Source organism: Enterobacter cloacae complex sp. IR5401, assembly GCF_049238425.1.
GTDB lineage: Bacteria > Pseudomonadota > Gammaproteobacteria > Enterobacterales > Enterobacteriaceae > Enterobacter > Enterobacter hormaechei_C.
This window is the reverse complement of record NZ_JBMKHN010000001.1, coordinates 386,071-407,887: the sequence shown is the minus strand read 5'-3', so window position 1 is coordinate 407,887 and position 21,817 is coordinate 386,071. Positions and strand designations below refer to the sequence as shown.

Genomic DNA, 21,817 nt, shown 5'->3' with positions numbered 1-21,817 from the left:
GACCGGCCTTACGCTCAGTCTTTATCAATACGGCTGGCCACCGCACCCTGCTGATCGCGATATTTCGCATCCTGGCGGCGATTATAAGGGCGTTCTGCCGGGCCGGTCAGCGGCTCAAAGCTGAGCGCGCCGATCATCATGCCCGGTCGCAGCGCCAGCGGCAGTTTACCCGCATTAAAGAACTCCAGCACGATACGGCCTGACCAGCCTGGATCGATACGGTGAGCGGTGACGTGAACCATCAGACCCAGGCGCGCCAGGGAGGAGCGCCCGTCGAGCCAGCCCACCAGATCGGCAGGCAGGGTCACCGACTCAAAGGTGACCGCCAGCGCCAGCTCGCCCGGATGGAGATAAAAGGCGTCGCCATCCTCAATCACGATTTCGTCGCTCATCACCCGATCCAGCGCGGCGCTGACTTCGTCTTTCGGCCCGCTCAGATCGATAAACGGCGCGGTGTGGCCGCTAAAGGTACGGAATTTGTTCCCCAGACGCACGTCAACGGTGACGCCGTTAATACGCTCCACGGGAGGCCGCGGCGTAATAGAGAGGCGGCCTTCATCCAGCCAGGCTTCTATATCTCGGTCACAAAGACGCATGGCACTTTCTCCTTTCGTGCATCACGCCCTGCTGCAGGAGGCGCGCAGGGCAAACGGTTACCTTTGAACGGTACACAATTCGGGCGGTTTATTCAAAAAACTGACTGATCTTCGCCTTCAGGATATCGATAGCGATGCGGTTTTTACCCCCGCGCGGCACGATAATGTCGGCATACTGTTTGGACGGTTCGATAAATTGCAGGAACATCGGACGTACCGTTTTCTGGTACTGCGCCATCACCGAATCCATAGAGCGGCCGCGCTCGTTGACGTCGCGCTTGATACGGCGCATCAGGCAGATGTCGAGCGGCGTATCCACGAAAATGGAGAAGTGCATCGACTCCCTGAGGCGGGCGTCGGTGAGCAGCAGGATCCCTTCCAGAATAATGACTTTTTTCGGCTCAATGCGCACGGTTTCTTGCGTACGGGTATGTTCAACGTAGCTGTAAACCGGCAGTTCAATCGCTTTGCCGCTCTTTAGCGCTTCCAGATGCTGGAACAGCAGGCTGTGATCCATCGCGTTAGGATGGTCGTAGTTGGTTTTAACGCGTTCTTCCATCGAAAGATGGGATTGGTCTTTATAGTAGCTGTCTTCGGGAATTACGCCGATGTGCTCATCACCAACCTGTTCGCGCAGTTCGCGGTAGAGCGTACTGGCAATAAGACTTTTACCTGAAGCGGATGCGCCGGCAATGCCTATAATGACGCACTGATGAGACTTATCAGTCATAAATTTAGCGACCTGATTAACCTGGATGTAAGGAAGGACGACGCCGGAGCGTCAAACGCGGCAATTATAGGGATTTCGGGGGCGTGATACCAGTCGAATGCGCAGGTTATGCGAGGCGGGCTGAAAAGCGCCGTTTCACGCCTTTAGCGAAATTTTTACGCGCGGATTTTCACCATTTCATCACCATTCTTCGCAGAGTAACTATTTTATAAGTCTATGAAGTCAAAATCTGAGCACTCGGCATATGAATTGTAAAATGTTTGTACTAGCATAAACCAAATTATTAATTTCACGCGTCCGGACCTGGCTCCTGACAACATGGCGTCCCTGGATAGAGCGGTAATGAATAAACAATACCAGCGGGTTTTGGTTACTACCCCACATCCTTTACTGCGGCTTGTCTTTCTGGGTCTGGTCACGTTCATCTTCACCTTATTTTCCCTCGAACTGACTCGCTTCGGTACGCTGCTGGCGCCATTGTGGTTCCCGACTTCAATAATGATGGTAGCGTTTTACCGCCACGCGGGAAAAATGTGGCCCGGCATTGCCCTCGCCTGCTCTTTTGGCAATATCTTTGCCTCGTGGATGCTCTTCTCATGGGAATCGCTCAACATCACCTACACGGCGATTAATATCATTGAGGCCACGGTTGGCGCGCTGTTACTGCGTAAACTGCTCCCCTGGTATAATCCGCTGCAAAACCTCAACGACTGGGTCCGGCTTGCCCTCGGCAGTGCCCTTGTGCCGCCGCTGGTGGGGGGCGTTCTGGTTCATTTTCTGGTGCCGAGCGCGGAGCCGCTGCGTAATTTCCTTGTCTGGGTACTTTCAGAGGCCATTGGCGCGCTGGCGCTGGTGCCTTTAGGTCTGCTGTTTAAACCGCATTACCTGCTGCGCCACCGCAATCCGAAACTGCTGCTGGAAACGCTGGTGACCCTGGTCGTTACGCTGGTTCTTTGCTGGACGGCAATCACCTGGCTGCCGTGGCCATTCACCTGCATCATCGTTCTGCTGATGTGGAGCGCGGTACGTCTGCCGCGTATGGAAGCGTTCCTGATATTTTTATTCACCATCATGATGGTGTCCCTGATGATGGCGCGAAATCCGCTCTCCATGACGCCCTCCTCCATGATCGTCACCTTCAACGCGCCGTGGCTCCCCTTCCTGATGATGCTGCTCCCCGCCAATATTATGACGATGGTGATGTATGCCTTCCGGGCCGAGCGTAAACATATTACGGAAAGCGAAGAACGTTTTCGTAATGCGATGGAATATTCCGCGATTGGTATGGCGCTGGTGGGCATTGAGGGCCAGTGGCTCCAGGCCAACAAGGCGCTGTGCAATTTTCTCGGTTACAGCCAGTCTGAACTCCAGTCGCTCACGTTTCAGCAGTTAACCTGGCCAGAAGATTTAAATACCGACCTGGAGCAGTTGGGACAGCTGATTAACGGGGAGATCAATAGCTACAGCCTCGAAAAACGCTACTACACTCGCAGCGGCGCGGTGGTGTGGGCGCTGCTGGCCGTCTCCGTTGTGCGCCATACCGACGGCACCCCGCTCTACTTTATTGCCCAGATTGAAGATATCAACGACCTGAAACAGACCGAGTGGGTCAATAAGCGCCTGATGGAGCGTATCACCCTCGCGAACGAAGCCGGTGGCATCGGGATATGGGAGTGGGATCTCGAGCCGGACGTGATCAGCTGGGATAAGCGGATGTTTGAGCTGTACGAGATCCCCCCGCACATTAAACCCACCTGGCAGCTCTGGCATGCGGCCATGGTGCCTGAAGATCGCACCCACGCCGAACAGGTGCTGCGAGAATCCCTTCAGGCCAGGGTGCCTTTCAAGCTGGAATTTCGCATTCGCGTCAAGGATGGCATCCGCCACATTCGTTCGCTGGCGAACCGGGTACTGAACAAACAGGGCGAAGTGGAGCGGCTGTTAGGGATCAACATGGATATGACCGAGGTGAAGCAGCTGAACGAGGCGCTGTTCCAGGAAAAAGAGCGCCTGCATATCACCCTCGACTCCATCGGCGAAGCGGTGCTGTGCACCGATATCGACATGAACATCACCTTTATGAACCCGGTCGCCGAGAAGATGAGCGGCTGGTCGCAAAGCGAAGCGCTGGGTCAGCCCGTTCTGAAGGTGCTGCACATTACCTTTGGCGAGAACGGTCCGTTAATGGAAAACATCCACAGCGGCGATATGTCCCGTACCGATATCGAACAGGACGTGGTGCTTAACTGCCGCAATGGCGGCAGTTTCGACATTCATTACAGCATTACCCCCCTCAGCACTCTGGAAGGTAACACCATCGGCTCGGTGCTGGTGATTCAGGACGTGACCGAGTCGCGCAAAATGCTGCGCCAGCTGAGTTACAGCGCCTCACATGACGCCCTGACTCACCTGGCGAACCGCGTCAGCTTTGAAAACCATCTGAAGCGTCTGTTGCAGACAGTACAGGAGACCCATCAGCATCACGCGCTGGTCTTTATCGATCTTGACCGTTTTAAGGCGGTGAACGATACGGCAGGCCACGCGGCGGGCGACGCGCTCCTGCGCGAACTCTCTTCGCTGATGCTGACCATGCTGCGCTCCAGCGACGTGCTGGCGCGTCTGGGCGGCGACGAGTTTGGCCTGCTGCTGCCGGACTGCAACGTCGAAAGCGCACGCTACATTGCGGGCCGGTTGATCGACGCCATCAACAACTATCATTTTTCCTGGGAAGGACGCCTGCACCGTATTGGTGCCAGTGCGGGGATTACGCTGATTGACGACACCAATTATCAGGCTGCGGAAGTGATGTCTCAGGCCGATATCGCCTGCTACGCCTCGAAAAACAGCGGGCGCGGCGTGGTCACCGTCTACGAACCCCAGCAGGAGAGGATCCACAGCACGCGCAGCATGATGTCGCTGGATGAGCAGTGGCACATGATTAAAGATAACCATCTGCTGATGATCGCCCGCAGCGTCGCCTCGCCGCGCATTCCCGAGAGCAGTAGCTTCTGGCTGATTTCCTTGCGGCTGTGGACCAGCCAGGGGGAAGTGCTGGAAGAGCATGCCTTCCGCGCCGGGCTGGCGGAGCCGGAGCTGCTGCACGCCCTGGACCGACGTATCTTCAGCGAATTCTTCCGTACCTATGCCGCACAGGTGGCGGCCAAAGGAATGGGCGTCGCGCTGCCGCTCTCAGAAGCGGGTTTAGCCAGCGTCACGCTGGTGGATGAGCTGCTCGACCTCATTTCCAAAGGTCCGCTGCCGGCGCGGCTGCTGCATCTGGCGATTGCCGCTGATGTGCTGAGCAATACGGATGAAAACGTGCAGCAGGGTCTGCAAAAGCTTCGTCAGGCTGGCTGTCGCGTGGTGCTGACGCGGGTTGGACGCGATATGAACGTCTTCAGCCAGCTCAGCGCCAACACCGCTGATTATCTGCTGCTGGATGCAGACGTGGTGACCAACGTCCACGGCAATCTGATGGACGAGATGATGGTGACCATCATTCAGGGCCATGCCCAGCGTCTGGGCATAAAAACCATTGCCGGGCCATGCCATCAGTCGATCATGATGAATACGCTGTCGGGCATCGGCGTTGACTTTATCTACGGCGACACCATTGGGGAAGCGCAGCCGCTCGATCTACTGCTGAATACCAGCTATTTCGCCATCAACTGACGGCGACCAGCCGTCGGTGTACCAAATATGTAACAGCGCATACGAGCGCCACGGCTGCCAGCGCTCGGCGTAGCGACGGATCTGCGCGGGCGTCATACCGGCAAAGCGCTGTTTAATCAGATAATCATCCGGCAGGAAAACATCCTTCGCCTGCCAGCCGCGCAGGGCCAGATAATTCGCGGTCCAGCGCCCGATGCCGGGGCGCTGCTGTAGCGCCTTCATCCCGTCCTCAACGTTCGCGGGCGGGAACAGCGGGAATTCACCGTCCACCACCGACTGCGCCAGATGAATCAACGACTCCGCACGCTTGAGCGGCATCCCGAGGGCTTTCAACGCCAGCGGATCCACCGCGGCCAGTACCTCTGGCGGAGGAAAGCAGAGGTAGCCCGGCGCGTCCTGGATGGGTTCACCGCACAGCGCCACCACCCGTGACGCCAGTTTAGCCGCCATCGCCACGCTTACCAGTTGTCCGAGAATGGCGCGCACGCCCTGCTCGTAAGCATCCATTGCGCCGGGCAAACGTAACCCCGGCCGCGCCGCGCCGAGATCGCCGAGGGTCTGTGCAATGTGCTGCGGGTCGCAATCGAGGTCAAAAAGGCGGGCAATGCGGTACAGGCAGATATCCGCCACCGGGATCAGGCCAGGGCTAAGCGACACCGCAAGCGTATGGGTTGCGCTGTCTGGCGTAACCCGGAAAACGCCCTGGTGCCCGGCATAGCCAAAACTGCGCTCGTAGTAATCCTTCGTAACGGTCTCAACCCCCGTGACCGCACGCTCGGCAAGAAAGCCAAACATCCACGACCAGTCGTAAGGCGGTTGCCAGTTCAGGGTGTACATTGTCTCTCCTTTTGAATTTACCTCAGCATAAACCGAAAGATCGCGTTGCGCCTTGCTTTCATATTCCTGTTGTCGCCTGGCAGACATTTCGCTAAAGTCTCGCCCCTTCTCACCGGCATGGGGATTTATTGTGTTTATTGGATTCGACTACGGCACCGCAAACTGCTCGGTTGCGATAATGCAAAACGGACAACCGCAGCTCCTGAAAATGGAAAACGGCAGTACGCTGTTGCCGTCAATGCTCTGTGCGCCGACGCGTGAAGCGGTGAGCGAGTGGCTGTTCCGCCATCATCAGGTTCCTGCTACCGCAGCGGAAACCCAGGCGCTGCTGCGCCGTGCGGTCAGCTTTAACCGCGAGGAAGATATCGACGTTACCCCTTCCAGCGTGCAGTTCGGCCTCTCTTCCCTCGGGCAGTACATTGAAGATCCGGAAGAGGTCTACTTCGTTAAATCGCCGAAATCCTTCCTCGGCGCCAGCGGCCTGAAGCCACAGCAAGTGGCGATGTTTGAAGATCTGGTCTGCGCGATGATGCTGCACATCCGCAATCAGGCGCAGTCCCAGGTGCCGGATGCCATCACCCAGGCGGTGATTGGCCGTCCGATCAACTTCCAGGGGCTGGGCGGCGACGAAGCCAACCAGCAGGCGCAGGGGATCCTTGAGCGTGCAGCGCACCGGGCTGGCTTCCGTGACGTGGTATTCCAGTATGAGCCGGTTGCAGCGGGGCTGGATTTTGAAGCCACGCTGACGGAAGAACAACGGGTGCTGGTAGTGGACATCGGCGGCGGAACGACGGACTGCTCATTACTGCTGATGGGTCCGAAGTGGCATCACCGTCGCGATCGTGAAAACAGTCTGCTGGGGCACAGCGGCTGCCGAGTGGGCGGTAACGATTTGGATATTGCCCTGGCATTCAAGAGCCTGATGCCACTGCTCGGCATGGGCGGTCAAACCGAGAAAGGCATCGCCCTGCCGATCCTGCCGTGGTGGAACGCGATTGCCATCAACGACGTCCCTGCCCAGAGTGATTTTTACAGCACCGCGAATGGCCGTTTCCTCAACGATCTGGTGCGTGATGCACAGGATGCAGAGAAGGTCGCGCTGCTGTATAAGGTGTGGCGTCAGCGCCTGAGCTACCGCGTGGTGCGCACCGCCGAAGAGAGCAAAATCGCCCTTTCCGATCGTCCTGAGCATGCGGTTTCGCTGCCGTTTATCAGTGACGATCTGGCTACGGCTATCACCCAGGAAGGGCTGGAAATGGCGCTGACTCAGCCGCTTCAGCGTATTCTGGAGCAGGTGCAGCTGGCGCTTGAGAATGGCAAAGTGAAGCCGGACGTGATTTACCTGACCGGCGGTAGCGCCCGTTCGCCGCTGATCAAGAAAGCGCTGGCGGAACAGCTGCCGGGGATCCCGATTGCCGGCGGCGATGACTTTGGCTCCGTTACAGCAGGGCTGGCGCGCTGGGCGCAGGTGGTGTTTAGCTAATGGAGTTGTGCCGGGTGGCGGCTTCGCCTTACCCGGCCAACAAGATCCTTCAACCGTTGGCCGGGTAAGCGCAGCGCCACCCGGCGAAGGCGAAACCGCGGCACCACACTCAGACCATTCCTGACAGTCTTCCATATTTCCTCCATTTTTCCACTGTGTTACCTGACTAAACTAGTATCATTCCCCGAAAGAGTTTCAGGATGAGAACGTATAACGATGAAAGGCAGTAACAAATCCCGCTGGGCAATCGCCGCTGGTCTGATTGTGGTGGTCCTGGCCGCCGCCTGGTACTGGCACAGCCAGTCCGCGAACTCCACGGCACCTGCTGGCGCCAGTAGCCCCTCACAACGCCCAACGGGCGGCGGGCGCCACGGTATGCGCGGCGGTGCGCTGGCACCGGTGCAGGCGGCAACGGCGGTGAATAAAGCGGTGCCTCGTTATCTCTCCGGGCTGGGAACCATTACTGCCGCCAACACCGTGACGGTACGTAGCCGCGTAGACGGTCAGCTGATGGCCATCCACTTCCAGGAAGGTCAACAGGTGAAAGCGGGCGATCTGCTGGCGGAAATCGATCCAAGCCAGTTTAAGGTGGCCCTGGCGCAGGCGCAGGGGCAACTCGCGAAAGACAAAGCCACCCTCGCCAATGCCCGCCGCGATTTAGCCCGCTATCAGCAGTTGGTAAAAACCAACCTCGTGTCGCGCCAGGAGCTGGATACCCAGCAATCTCTGGTCAGTGAATCTCAGGGCACCATCAAGGCCGACGAAGCCGCGGTCGCCAGCGCCCAGCTCCAGCTCGACTGGAGCCGGATCACCGCGCCGATTGACGGCCGCGTGGGCCTGAAACAGGTTGATATCGGGAACCAAATCTCCAGCGGCGATACCACGGGCATCGTGGTGATCACCCAGACGCACCCTATCGATCTCGTCTTTACCCTGCCGGAAAGCGACATTGCGACGGTGATACAGGCGCAGAAGGCCGGAAAATCGCTGGTGGTTGAAGCCTGGGATCGCACCAACAAGCAGAAGCTGAGCGAAGGTTCGCTGTTGAGCCTGGATAACCAGATCGACACCACCACCGGCACCATCAAGTTAAAAGCACGCTTCAACAATCAGGACGATGCCCTGTTCCCGAATCAGTTCGTCAATGCGCGAATGCTGGTCGCGACCGAAGAAAACGCCGTGGTGATCCCGACGGCGGCCCTGCAAATGGGCAGTGAAGGCAACTTTGTCTGGGTGCTGAACAGCGAAAACAAGGTCAGCAAACACCTGGTGAAAACCGGGATCCAGGACAGTCAGACGGTGGTGATCAGCGCCGGGCTGTCCGCAGGCGACCGCGTCGTAACCGACGGTATTGACCGGCTGACCGAAGGGGCGCAGGTCGAGGTGGTGGAAGCGCAGAATACAGGAGCAAAAGCCTGATGCAGGTGATGCCGCCGAGCTCTACAGGTGGGCCATCACGCCTGTTTATTTTACGACCGGTTGCGACGACCCTGTTGATGGTGGCGATCCTGCTGGCCGGGATCATTGGCTACCGTTTTCTGCCCGTGTCGGCGCTGCCGGAAGTGGACTACCCGACTATTCAGGTTGTCACCCTCTATCCGGGCGCCAGTCCGGATGTGGTGACGTCCGCCATCACCGCCCCGCTGGAGCGTCAGTTTGGCCAGATGTCTGGCCTGAAGCAGATGTCCTCCCAGAGCTCGGGCGGTGCCTCGGTCGTCACGCTTCAGTTCCAGCTCGCGCTGTCGCTGGACGTCGCGGAACAGGAGGTGCAGGCCGCCATTAACGCCGCCACCAACCTGCTGCCGTCTGACCTGCCGAACCCGCCGGTTTACAGCAAGGTGAACCCGGCAGACCCGCCGATCATGACGCTTGCCGTCACCTCCTCCGCCATGCCGATGACGCAGGTGGAAGACATGGTCGAAACCCGCGTGGCGCAGAAGATTTCGCAGGTGACAGGCGTCGGGCTGGTGACGCTCGCAGGGGGACAACGCCCCGCGGTGCGCGTTAAGCTCAATGCCCAGGCCATTGCCGCGCTGGGGTTAACCAGCGAAACCATTCGCACCGCCATCAGCAGCGCCAACGTTAACTCAGCGAAGGGCTCGCTGGACGGCCCGACCCGCGCGGTCACGCTCTCCGCCAACGACCAGATGCAGTCCGCCGATGAATACCGTCAGCTGATTATTGCCTACCAGAACGGCGCACCGATCCGCCTGGGCGACGTGGCAACCGTCGAACAAGGCGCGGAAAACAGCTGGCTCGGGGCGTGGGCTAATAAGCAGCAGGCGATTGTCATGAACGTTCAGCGCCAGCCGGGCGCGAACATTATTGATACCGCCGACAGCATTCGCACCATGCTGCCGCAGCTGGTGGAAAGCCTGCCAAAATCGGTCAGCGTGAAAGTGCTCTCTGACCGCACCACGAATATTCGCGCGTCAGTGACTGACACCCAGTTCGAGCTGATGCTGGCGATTGCGCTGGTGGTGATGATCATCTACCTGTTCCTGCGCAACGTTCCGGCAACCATCATTCCCGCCGTTGCCGTGCCGCTCTCGCTGGTCGGGACGTTCGCGGTAATGGTATTTCTCGACTTCTCGATTAACAACCTGACGCTGATGGCGCTCACCATCGCCACCGGGTTTGTGGTGGACGACGCCATCGTGGTAATCGAAAACATCTCGCGCTATATCGAGAAAGGTGAAAAGCCGTTAGCCGCCGCGCTGAAGGGCGCGGGGGAGATCGGCTTTACCATTATTTCGCTCACCTTCTCGCTGATTGCGGTGCTGATCCCGCTGCTGTTTATGGGCGATATCGTCGGGCGGCTGTTCCGCGAGTTTGCCGTGACGCTGGCGGTCGCCATTCTGATCTCTGCCGTGGTGTCGCTGACGCTGACGCCGATGATGTGCGCCCGCATGCTGAGCCACGAATCTTTGCGCAAGCAAAACCGCTTCTCCCTCGCCTCCGAGCGGATGTTCGAGCGCATTATTGCCGCCTACGGCCGCGTGCTGGCGAAAGTCCTGAACCATCCCTGGGCGACGCTCGGCGTGGCCCTCGGCACGCTGGCGCTCAGCGTCATGCTGTGGATTTTCATTCCGAAAGGCTTCTTCCCGATTCAGGACAACGGCATTATTCAGGGCACGCTTCAGGCGCCACAGACGGTCTCCTTCGCCAACATGGCGCAGCGCCAGCAGCAGGTGTCTGAGATCATCATGAAAGATCCGGCGGTGGAAAGCCTGACTGCCTACGTGGGCGTGGACGGCACCAACCCGTCGCTTAACAGCGCGCGCCTGCAAATTAACCTTAAACCGCTCGATGACCGTGACGATCGCGTCAACGCGGTTATTGAGCGTCTGCAAAGCGCTGTGGCGCGCGTACCGGGCATTGAGCTGTATCTGCAACCGATCCAGGATTTAACCATTGATACGCAGGTGAGCCGCACGCAGTACCAGTTTACGCTCCAGGCCACCTCGCTTGATGCACTCAGCACCTGGGTGCCGCAGCTGGTGGACAAGCTGAAAGCACTGCCGCAGATTTCTGACGTCAGCAGCGACTGGCAGGATAAAGGGCTGGCGGCGTACGTGAACGTCAACCGCGACACCGCCAGCCGTCTGGGCATTACCATGTCCGACGTGGATAACGCGCTGTATAACGCCTTTGGCCAGCGCCTTATCTCCACCATTTACACCCAGGCGAACCAGTATCGCGTGGTGCTGGAACATAACACCGAGAACACGCCCGGGCTTGCCGCGCTGGACTCGATACGCCTGACCAGCAAAGACGGCGGGATTGTGCCGCTCAGCGCCATTGCCAGCGTGGAAGAGCGTCACACCCCGCTGTCGATTAACCATCTCGATCAGTTCCCATCCACCACCATTTCGTTCAACGTGCCGGACGGTTATTCCCTGGGCGAAGCGGTGGAGGCCATTCTGGGTGCGGAGAAAGAACTCAGCTTCCCGTCCGATATTCAGACCCAGTTCCAGGGCAGTACTCTGGCGTTCCAGGCCGCGCTGGGCAGCACCGTCTGGCTGATTGTCGCGGCGGTGGTGGCGATGTATATCGTGCTTGGCGTGCTGTATGAAAGCTTTATCCACCCGATCACCATTCTCTCCACCCTGCCGACGGCGGGCGTGGGGGCACTGCTGGCGCTGATGCTGGCGGGGAGCGAACTGGACGTGATTGCGATCATCGGCATCATTCTGCTTATCGGCATCGTGAAGAAAAACGCCATCATGATGATCGACTTTGCGCTGGCCGCCGAGCGCGAGCAGGGTATGGCGCCGCGCGAGGCCATTTACCAGGCCTGTCTGCTGCGTTTTCGCCCGATCCTGATGACCACCCTCGCCGCCCTGCTGGGCGCGCTGCCGCTGATGCTGAGCACCGGCGTGGGGGCCGAACTGCGCCGTCCGCTGGGCATCGGGATGGTCGGCGGCCTGCTCGTAAGCCAGGTGCTGACGCTGTTTACCACGCCGGTTATCTACCTGCTGTTTGACCGTCTGGCCCTGTGGACGAAAAGCCGCTTCCCGAAACGTGAAGAGGAGGCGTAAGTGAAGTTTTTCGCCCTCTTCATTTACCGTCCGGTGGCGACGATTTTACTCTCCGTCGCTATCACCCTGTGCGGCGTGCTGGGCTTCCGGCTGCTGCCGGTGGCCCCGCTGCCGCAGGTCGATTTCCCGGTGATCATGGTCAGCGCCTCGCTGCCGGGTGCCTCGCCGGAAACCATGGCCTCATCGGTGGCGACGCCGCTTGAGCGCTCGCTTGGTCGAATTGCCGGGGTTAACGAGATGACCTCCAGCAGTTCGCTGGGCAGCACGCGCATCATTCTGGAATTCAATTTCGACCGGGACATCAACGGCGCGGCGCGTGACGTGCAGGCCGCGATTAACGCCGCCCAAAGCCTGCTGCCGAGCGGCATGCCGAGCCGTCCAACCTATCGCAAGGCCAACCCCTCCGACGCGCCGATCATGATCCTGACGCTTACGTCAGAGACCTACTCCCAGGGCGAGCTGTACGATTTTGCCTCCACCCAGCTGGCGCAAACCATCGCCCAGATTGACGGCGTGGGCGACGTGGACGTCGGCGGCAGCTCCCTGCCCGCCGTGCGCGTGGGGCTGAATCCGCAGGCGCTGTTTAACCAGGGCGTGTCGCTGGACGACGTGCGTTCCGCCATCAGCAACGCCAACGTGCGTAAGCCGCAGGGCGCGATTGAGGACAACAGCCACCGCTGGCAGATCCAGACTAACGACGAGCTGAAAACCGCCGCCGAGTATCAGCCGTTGATTATTCACTACAACAACGGCGCGGCGGTGCGCCTGAGCGACGTCGCCAGCGTTACCGATTCGGTGCAGGACGTGCGTAACGCCGGGATGACCAACGCCAAACCGGCGATTTTGCTGATGATCCGCAAGCTGCCGGAAGCCAACATCATTCAGACGGTGAACAGCATCCGCGCGCGCCTGCCGGAGCTTCAGGAAACGATTCCGGCGGCCATCGATCTCCAGATTGCGCAGGACCGCTCCCCCACCATCCGCGCCTCGCTTGAGGAGGTAGAGCAAACGCTGATCATCTCCGTCGCGCTGGTGATCCTGGTGGTGTTCCTGTTCCTGCGCTCGGGGCGCGCGACGCTGATCCCGGCGGTGGCGGTGCCGGTATCGCTGATAGGCACCTTTGCCGCCATGTACCTGTGCGGCTTTAGCCTTAACAACCTGTCGCTGATGGCGCTGACGATTGCCACCGGGTTTGTGGTGGATGACGCCATCGTGGTGCTGGAGAATATCTCGCGCCATCTGGAAGCGGGCATGAAGCCGCTCCAGGCGGCGCTTCAGGGGACGCGCGAAGTGGGCTTCACGGTCCTGTCCATGAGCCTGTCGCTGGTGGCGGTATTCCTGCCGCTGCTGCTGATGGGCGGCCTGCCGGGGCGACTGCTGCGCGAATTTGCCGTCACGCTCTCCGTCGCCATTGGTATCTCACTGGTGATTTCGCTGACGCTGACGCCGATGATGTGCGGCTGGATGCTAAAGCGCAGCCAACCGCACTCGCAGCCGCGCAGGAAAGGCTTTGGCCGCGTCCTGATGGCGATGCAGTCCGGCTACGGCAAATCGCTGAAATGGGTGCTGAACCACACGCGTATTGTCGGGCTGGTGTTGATCGGCACCATCGTCCTCAACGTCTGGATGTATATCACTATCCCGAAAACCTTCTTCCCGGAGCAGGATACCGGCGTGCTGATGGGCGGCATTCAGGCGGACCAGAGCATTTCGTTCCAGGCGATGCGCGGCAAACTGCAAGACTTTATGAAAATCATCCGGGAAGATCCGGCCGTGGATAACGTCACCGGCTTTACCGGCGGCTCGCGCGTTAACAGCGGGATGATGTTTATTACCCTTAAGCCGCGCGGTGAACGTCACGAAACGGCGCAGCAGATCATTGACCGCCTGCGGCTGAAGCTTGCCAAAGAGCCGGGGGCAAATCTGTTTTTGATGGCCGTTCAGGATATCCGCGTCGGCGGACGACAGGCTAACGCCAGCTATCAGTACACCCTGCTCTCGGATGACTTAGCCGCCCTGCGCGAGTGGGAGCCGAAGATCCGTAAAGCGCTGGCCGCGCTGCCGCAGCTGGCGGACGTGAACTCTGACAGCCAAAACAACGGTGCGGAGATGGCGCTCACCTACGATCGTGAAACCATGGCCCGCCTGGGCATTAACGTGGAGGCGGCCAACAGCCTGCTGAACAACGCCTTCGGGCAGCGTGAAGTCTCTACCATCTATCAGCCGATGAACCAGTACAAGGTGGTGATGGAGGTGGATCCGCGCTACACCCAGGACATCAGCGCGCTGGACAAGATGTTTGTGATCAATGATGACGGTAAGGCGATTCCGCTGTCGTACTTCGCCAGCTGGCAGCCGTCGAACGCCCCGCTGTCGGTGAACCACCAGGGGCTTTCCGCCGCCTCGACCGTCTCGTTTAACCTGCCAACCGGCTCGTCGCTGTCTGAGGCCAGCGATGCCATTAATCGCGCCATGACCCAGCTCGGGGTGCCCTCCTCGGTGCGCGGCAGCTTTGCCGGTACGGCGCAGGTGTTCCAGGACACCATGAACTCGCAGGTTATTTTGATTCTGGCGGCCATTGCCACGGTTTATATCGTGCTGGGCGTGCTGTACGAAAGCTACGTGCACCCGTTGACCATTCTCTCCACGCTTCCCTCTGCGGGCGTGGGGGCGCTGCTGGCGCTGGAGCTGTTCGGTACCCCATTCAGTCTTATCGCGCTTATCGGGATCATGCTATTGATTGGCATCGTGAAGAAAAACGCGATAATGATGGTCGACTTTGCCCTGGACGCCCAGCGCAACGGCAACCTGACGCCGGACGAGGCGATATTCCAGGCCTGTCTGCTGCGTTTTCGCCCGATCATGATGACCACGCTGGCCGCGCTGTTCGGCGCGCTGCCGCTGGTCATATCCGGCGGTGACGGCTCTGAACTACGCCAGCCGCTGGGGATCACGATCGTTGGCGGCCTGGTGATGAGCCAGCTGCTGACGCTCTACACGACGCCGGTAGTCTATCTGTTCTTTGACCGCCTGCGGCTGCGTTTTTCGCGTAAAAAGAGAACCACGGTGACCGAGTAAATGACCGACCTACCCAGTAACGTTCGCTGGCAATTGTGGATCGTCGCGTTCGGCTTCTTTATGCAGTCGCTGGACACGACTATCGTGAACACCGCCCTCCCCTCGATGGCGAAAAGCCTGGGGGAGAGCCCGCTGCACATGCATATGGTGATTGTCGCCTATGTGCTGACGGTCGCCGTGATGCTGCCTGCCAGCGGCTGGCTGGCGGATAAAGTCGGCGTGCGAAACATCTTCTTCACCGCCATTGTGCTGTTTACCACCGGGTCGCTGTTTTGCGCCCAGGCCAATACCCTCGACCAGCTGGTGATGGCGCGCGTGCTACAGGGCGTCGGCGGCGCGATGATGGTACCCGTCGGGCGGTTAACGGTGATGAAAATTGTTCCGCGCGCGCAGTATATGGCGGCGATGACCTTCGTCACCCTGCCCGGTCAGGTCGGCCCGTTGCTTGGCCCGGCGCTGGGCGGGATTCTGGTGGAGTATGCCTCCTGGCACTGGATCTTCCTGATCAACCTGCCGGTCGGTATTATCGGCGCGATTGCCACCCTGACGCTGATGCCGAACTATAAAATGCAGACCCGGCGCTTTGATTTCTTTGGCTTCATCCTGCTGGCAGCTGGCATGGCGACGCTTACCCTCGCGCTCGACGGGCAAAAAGGGCTGGGGATCTCCTCCCTGTCGCTCGCCCTGCTGGTAGCGCTGGGTGTCACCGCCATTCTCTGGTATCTGTGGCATGCCAGAGGTAACGCTAACGCGCTGTTCAGCCTAAATCTGTTCAAGAATCCCACCTACCGTCTTGGTCTGTTCGGCAGCTTTGCCGGACGCATCGGCAGCGGCATGTTGCCGTTTATGACGCCGGTATTTTTACAGATTGGGATGGGCTTCTCGCCGTTCCATGCCGGGCTGATGATGATCCCGATGGTACTTGGCAGCATGGGGATGAAGCGTATTGTGGTGCAGGTGTTGAACCGCTTTGGCTATCGCCGCGTGCTGGTGGCCGCCACGATCGGGCTGGCGCTGGTCTGCCTGCTGTTTATGGCCGTGGCGCTGCTGGGCTGGTACTACATCCTGCCGCTGGTGCTGTTCTGCCAGGGGATCATCAACTCCATGCGCTTCTCGTCGATGAACACCCTGACGCTGAAAGATCTGCCGGACGAGCTGGCAAGCAGTGGTAACAGTCTGCTGTCGATGATCATGCAGCTCTCCATGAGCGTGGGGGTCACGGTCGCCGGATTGCTGCTCGGCATGTACGGTCAGCACCATCTCAGCGCCGACACCCCCGTCGCGCATCAGGTCTTTTTATACACTTACCTCAGCATGGCGGTAATTATCGCTCTGCCCGCTTTTATCTTTGCCAGAGTGCCGAATGACACGACCAAAAACGTCGTGATCCGACGCGGCAAAAGGAGTGCACCATGAAATTCTGGCGTCCGGGGATCACCGGTAAGCTTTTTGTGGCGATTTTCGCCACCTGTATCGTCCTGCTGATTACTATGCACTGGGCGGTGCGGGTCAGCTTTGAGCGCGGCTTTATTGACTACATCAAGCACGGTAACGAACAGCGTTTACAGGGCTTAAGCGACGCGCTGGGGGAACAGTATAGCCTGCACGGTAACTGGCGTTTTCTGCGCAACAACGATCGCTTTATATTTCAAATTCTGCGCTCGCTGGAGCACGATAATGACGACGACCGTCCGGGACCGGGCATGCCGCCGCACGGCTGGCGCACCCAGTTCTGGGTGATTGATCAGGAGATGCGCGTGCTCGTTGGCCCACGCTCTCCGGTACCGCCGGACGGCACAAAGCGCGCCATTACCTCGAACGGCGCCACGGTGGGCTGGGTTATCGCCTCCCCGGTCGAGCGGCTGACGCGCAACACCGACATCAACTTTGACCGCCAGCAGCGTCAGACCAGCTGGTTGATTGTCGCGCTTTCTACCCTGCTTGCGGCGCTCGCCACCTTCCCGCTGGCGCGCGGCCTGCTGGCGCCGGTTAAGCGCCTGGTGGAAGGCACGCACAAGCTGGCGGCGGGTGATTTCTCGACCCGCGTGGACACCCGCAGCCAGGATGAACTGGGCAAGCTGGCGCAGGACTTCAACCAGCTCGCCAGCACGCTGGAAAAAAACCAGCAGATGCGCCGCGATTTTATGGCCGACATTTCGCACGAGCTGCGCACCCCGCTGGCGGTGCTGCGCGGCGAGCTGGAGGCGATTCAGGACGGCGTGCGGCAGTTCACCCCCGAGTCGGTGGCCTCGCTTCAGGCGGAAGTCGGTACGCTGACCAAACTGGTGGACGATCTGCATCAGCTTTCCATGTCCGACGAAGGCGCCCTGGCTTACCAGAAAGCACCGATCGATGTGATCAATATCCTTGAAGTCGTGACCGGCGCATTCCGCGAGCGCTTCGCCAGCCGTGACCTGAAAATCAACCTTTCGCTACCGGACAGTGCGGTGGTGTTCGGCGACAGAGATCGCCTGATGCAGCTGTTCAATAATCTGCTGGAGAACAGCCTCCGCTACACCGACGGCGGCGGCGCGCTGCATATCTCCGGCAGGCAGGAAAACGGGCGCTTTGCCCTGACCTTTGCGGACTCCGCCCCTGGCGTGAAGGATGCGCAGCTGGAAAAACTGTTCGAGCGCTTCTATCGCACCGAAGGTTCACGCAACCGCGCCAGCGGCGGTTCCGGCCTTGGGCTGGCCATTTGCGTTAACATTGTGGAGGCCCATGGCGGCACCATCCGCGCCGCCCATTCGCCTTTTGGCGGGGTTAGCATTACAGTAGAGTTACCTCTGGAACGGGATTTATCGAGGGAAGCATGACCGAGTTACCGATTGACGACAACACACCGCGTATTTTGATCGTGGAAGACGAGCCTAAACTTGGGCAACTGCTGATCGACTATTTGCGCGCTGCGAGTTACGCGCCAACGCTTATCAGCCACGGCGACCAGGTGCTGCCCTACGTGCGCCAGACGCCGCCGGATCTGATCCTGCTGGATCTGATGCTGCCGGGTACCGACGGCCTAACCCTGTGCCGCGAAATTCGTCGTTTCTCCGATGTGCCCATCGTGATGGTGACGGCCAAAATCGAAGAGATCGATCGTCTGCTGGGGCTCGAAATCGGCGCCGACGATTACATCTGCAAGCCTTACAGCCCGCGGGAGGTGGTCGCTCGGGTGAAAACCATCCTCCGCCGCTGTAAGCCGCAGCGTGAATTGCAGGTGCTCGATGCGCAAAGCCCGCTGATCGTCGACGAAAGCCGTTTCCAGGCGAGCTGGCGCAGCAAACTTTTGGATCTCACCCCCGCAGAGTTTCGCCTGTTGAAAACGCTCTCCCACGAGCCGGGCAAAGTGTTTTCCCGCGAGCAGCTGCTCAACCATCTGTATGACGATTACCGCGTGGTGACCGACCGCACCATCGACAGCCACATCAAAAACCTGCGCCGCAAGCTGGAGGCGCTGGACGCCGACCAGTCGTTTATTCGCGCGGTGTACGGCGTGGGGTATCGCTGGGAAGCGGATGCGTGCAGGATTGCCTGAATAACCCCCCTCACCCTGCCGTCTCCCCAGAGGGAGAGGGTTCCCCAGCAATTTGAAAGCAAAAGCTATAACGTTGCCTCAGAATAACTGAGGGCTTTCAGCGATGCCCTGGTCCGGCTGTAAATCGCTGAGGCGTTTCCTGTAGGCCGGGGCGAGGCGCAGGGATGCGCCGAGAGGGCGGGCTTTACAGGGATGTTACCTCCGCCCGTCCCCGATAAGCCGGAAGGAATAAGCCGAAGGCACCGCGAAGCGGCGATTTTCCGCCGGAAGCCCGGGTCGCCAGGGTGGTGGCGACTGAGCCCCCCTGGCACGTTCACCGGCCATGTCGTGACAGAGTAGCAAGGAACATAACGTGAACGGAATGACCACCAGAGCTGTATGTTCCCCCTCACCCCAGCCCTCTCCCTCAAGGGAGAGGGGGCCGTCTGTGCAGGCATTATTTTGTGGGGAACCCTCAGCCCCAAAGGGGAGAGGGCTAGGGTGAGGGGCAAAGCTTTACCTCTCTTCCCCGCAGCGCTACAATGCCCGCCCTTAAAGTGGGGGATCTCCCCTTACCGCTGCATCAGGTGCATGCGGATCTGACCTGTCATCAGAACGAGAACAAACATGTTTAAACCGGAACTCCTTTCCCCGGCGGGAACGCTGCAAAATATGCGTTACGCTTTCGCCTATGGCGCCGACGCCGTCTACGCGGGCCAGCCGCGCTACTCGCTGCGCGTGCGTAACAACGAATTCAACCACGAGAATCTTCAGCTCGGCATCAATGAAGCGCATGCCCTGGGCAAAAAATTCTACGTGGTGGTGAACATCGCGCCGCACAACGCCAAGCTGAAAACATTCATTCGTGACCTGAAGCCGGTCGTGGAGATGGGGCCGGACGCGCTGATCATGTCGGACCCGGGTTTAATCATGCTGGTTCGGGAGAATTTCCCGGAGATGGACATTCACCTCTCAGTGCAGGCTAACGCCGTCAACTGGGCAACGGTGAAATTCTGGAAACAGATGGGGCTGACCCGCGTCATTCTGTCCCGCGAGCTGTCCCTCGAAGAGATCGAAGAGATCCGCACCCAGGTGCCGGATATGGAGATCGAAATCTTCGTTCATGGCGCGCTGTGCATGGCCTACTCCGGCCGCTGCCTGCTCTCTGGCTATATCAACAAGCGTGACCCGAACCAGGGCACCTGCACCAACGCCTGCCGCTGGGAATATAACGTTCAGGAAGGCAAAGAGGATGACATCGGTAACATCGTGCATAAACACGAGCCGATCCCGGTCACCAACGTTGAGCCAACGCTGGGTATCGGCGCGCCTACCGACAGCGTGTTTATGATCGAAGAAGCCAAACGTCCGGGTGAGTACATGACCGCCTTCGAAGACGAGCACGGCACCTACATCATGAACTCTAAAGATCTGCGCGCCATCGCGCACGTCGAGCGTTTAACCAAGATGGGCGTACACTCCCTGAAAATTGAAGGCCGCACCAAGTCTTACTACTACTGCGCCCGTACCGCACAGGTATATCGCAAAGCCATCGACGATGCCGCTGCCGGTAAACCGTTCGACACCAGCCTGCTGGAAACGCTGGAAGGTCTGGCGCATCGCGGCTATACCGAAGGTTTCCTGCGTCGTCACACTCACGACGACTACCAGAACTACGAGCATGGCTATTCGATTTCCGAACGCCAGCAGTTTGTAGGCGACTTCACCGGCGAGCGTAAAGGCCCGCTGGCCGCCGTCGCCGTAAAAAACAAATTCACTAAAGGCGACAGCCTGGAGCTGATGACGCCGCAGGGCAACATGAACTTCCGACTGGAGCACCTGGAAAACAAAAAAGGTGAGGCGATTGAGGTCGCACCTGGCGACGGCCATGTGGTCTGGCTGCCGGTTCCTGAAGAGGTGGAGCTGGAGTTTGCGCTGCTGATGCGTAATTTTGAAGGTGAAAATACCCGAAATCCACACGGCAAATAGTCAATCAACGGGATTTTTTCACGCTGGGATAATTCTTAGAATCGGATCACATACCGCTTCGTTCAATACGGGTATTATCCCCCCCGCTGAAAAACATAACCCATAAATGCTAGCTGTACCAGGAACCACCTCCTTAGCCTGCGTAATCTCCCTTACGCGGGCTTATTTTTTTGTTAACTCCTGAAATTTTTCCCCCTGATAAATATGGCGTTGCATTGACCCGGGAAAGGTTGTGTCAGCATTAGGCGTATCATCTAAGCAAATCGAACGAACAAAGGATCCTAATCACATTTTTTAATGGATTTGAGAGGGATGAACACTATTCGGAACATTCCTAATTTTAAGTGTTAACAGGACCTTTACTCTTGATTTATTAACAATCAACGTTTCACACGGACGGAGAGATGAAGTGACATTCACAGGACAATTTTCAAAGGATCTTCCAGATTACGAACTCGCACGCAGTCTTGGTCTTGCCTCTGGCGGCGATATAAATTTCACAGCACTTGCAGGTCAACTGGACTGTAGCAGAAATTTTAGCCAGGCCGGGATTATCTACTCAGACGGTACACGTCAGTGGCTAGTACGGCCATCAAGAAGGATTGCGACACCAAACGAAAGCTCGGTTAGTCATGTAGTCATAACCAAAGTAAATGCCGCATTAGTTAACCCTGTTCAGGCAACAACGGCGACGATTAATTCCCCTTCCCTGGCAACTGAAATTGGTTCAACGGCAATTTCCTGCGGAGCCGCAATTCTTACTGTTGTACTTGCGGCAGGGGCCGGTATGGCTATACCTCTCACTGCAGGGTCTTCCGGTGCTATAGCCGCTGTGATTTTAGCCGGTGGTTTAGCAACTGGAATTCAATGTGCAAATGGGCTTGGCCGACTATCGTTGATTGCTATGAATCATGATGATTACGTTGCGTGGATGGATTCCCAGGAGTGGTATACAGCAACCAACACAGCCCTGGATGCGATTTCTCTTGCCGGGGCTGCTGCGGGTTTAAAAAGCGCTGCATTAACATATCGCCTTCTTAACCGTTCATCGTCTGAGAGTTTGCTCTCCTTATTACAAAAAATGAGCCGGGCCGACCGTACGCGATTAACAGAGGAGATTATTCGTATCCGCAATCCCGGCATCTCGAATTCAGGTGTAAAAGCAGCAATGAAGGCAGGCGTGTATCCCAAACGTTATCCGTCAGAAGCGTTGCAGTTGCTCTTACAGCGTGAGTTGCTGAATACCATTTCAAATACTTCTGCCTTCGTTGGAAGTGCCATCTCAGGAAATATCAGAAATCCACAGAATGTTGCACAAACGGGTAAATACATTTTTGGTTTAATTCAGTCTTTTTCATTTACAGGAAATTATTGACC

Annotated in this window: 13 protein-coding genes; 10 read left to right on the top strand and 3 right to left on the bottom strand. The window is 58.4% G+C overall.

From position 1 onward, the window contains the following. Positions 1-14: 14 nt before the first annotated feature. Positions 15-596: a dCTP deaminase gene (gene dcd / locus ACOTX1_RS01825; protein ID WP_061709672.1), complete on the bottom strand. Its 582-nt coding sequence runs from the start codon at positions 594-596 to the stop codon at positions 15-17. A gap of 88 nt (positions 597-684) precedes the next feature. Then, the gene (gene udk, locus ACOTX1_RS01820; RefSeq protein ID WP_061709673.1) at positions 685-1,326 is read right to left on the bottom strand and encodes a uridine kinase; all 642 of its coding nucleotides are present in this window, start codon (positions 1,324-1,326) and stop codon (positions 685-687) included. A 342-nt stretch (positions 1,327-1,668) separates the two neighbouring features. Here udk and ACOTX1_RS01815 point away from each other — a divergent pair, with 342 nt between their 5' ends. Beyond that, positions 1,669-4,998: a diguanylate cyclase gene (locus ACOTX1_RS01815; protein ID WP_023314476.1), complete on the top strand. Its 3,330-nt coding sequence runs from the start codon at positions 1,669-1,671 to the stop codon at positions 4,996-4,998. Here ACOTX1_RS01815 and alkA read toward each other — a convergent pair. Beyond that, positions 4,963-5,835, bottom strand: coding sequence for a DNA-3-methyladenine glycosylase 2 (alkA, locus tag ACOTX1_RS01810; RefSeq protein ID WP_023314477.1), 873 nt, complete (start codon positions 5,833-5,835; stop codon positions 4,963-4,965). The genes ACOTX1_RS01815 and alkA overlap by 36 nt on opposite strands. A gap of 130 nt (positions 5,836-5,965) precedes the next feature. On the opposite strand from alkA, the gene yegD reads away from it, so the two are divergent. From yegD to ACOTX1_RS01765, 9 genes are all read left to right on the top strand, one after another. Next, complete coding sequence (gene yegD, locus ACOTX1_RS01805) at positions 5,966-7,318, top strand: molecular chaperone (RefSeq protein WP_023314478.1); 1,353 nt, start codon at positions 5,966-5,968, stop codon at positions 7,316-7,318. Between the two features lie 216 nt (positions 7,319-7,534). Next, positions 7,535-8,737: an MdtA/MuxA family multidrug efflux RND transporter periplasmic adaptor subunit gene (locus ACOTX1_RS01800; RefSeq protein ID WP_022651490.1), complete on the top strand. Its 1,203-nt coding sequence runs from the start codon at positions 7,535-7,537 to the stop codon at positions 8,735-8,737. Further along, positions 8,737-11,859 (top strand): MdtB/MuxB family multidrug efflux RND transporter permease subunit, encoded by a 3,123-nt coding sequence (locus ACOTX1_RS01795; RefSeq protein ID WP_022651491.1) that lies wholly within the window; start codon positions 8,737-8,739, stop codon positions 11,857-11,859. Before ACOTX1_RS01800 ends, ACOTX1_RS01795 begins: the two co-directional genes overlap by 1 nt. Then, positions 11,860-14,937 carry a multidrug efflux RND transporter permease subunit MdtC gene (gene mdtC, locus ACOTX1_RS01790; protein ID WP_023314479.1) on the top strand — a complete coding sequence of 1,026 codons (3,078 nt, stop codon included), beginning with the start codon at positions 11,860-11,862 and terminating at the stop codon, positions 14,935-14,937. Then, positions 14,938-16,353, top strand: coding sequence for an MFS transporter (locus tag ACOTX1_RS01785; RefSeq protein WP_126497797.1), 1,416 nt, complete (start codon positions 14,938-14,940; stop codon positions 16,351-16,353). After that, entirely contained in the window at positions 16,350-17,753 is a 1,404-nt protein-coding gene (baeS, locus tag ACOTX1_RS01780) for a two-component system sensor histidine kinase BaeS (protein WP_006811258.1), read from the top strand. The genes ACOTX1_RS01785 and baeS overlap by 4 nt, the downstream gene beginning before the upstream one ends. Next, on the top strand, positions 17,750-18,472 hold the full coding sequence (gene baeR, locus ACOTX1_RS01775; protein ID WP_015572364.1) for a two-component system response regulator BaeR: 723 nt from the start codon (positions 17,750-17,752) through the stop codon (positions 18,470-18,472). Before baeS ends, baeR begins: the two co-directional genes overlap by 4 nt. Before the next feature lie 606 nt (positions 18,473-19,078). After that, the gene (yegQ, locus tag ACOTX1_RS01770; protein WP_022651495.1) at positions 19,079-20,440 is read left to right on the top strand and encodes a tRNA 5-hydroxyuridine modification protein YegQ; all 1,362 of its coding nucleotides are present in this window, start codon (positions 19,079-19,081) and stop codon (positions 20,438-20,440) included. A gap of 409 nt (positions 20,441-20,849) precedes the next feature. Beyond that, entirely contained in the window at positions 20,850-21,815 is a 966-nt protein-coding gene (locus ACOTX1_RS01765) for a hypothetical protein (protein WP_421766815.1), read from the top strand. Positions 21,816-21,817: the final 2 nt, after the last annotated feature.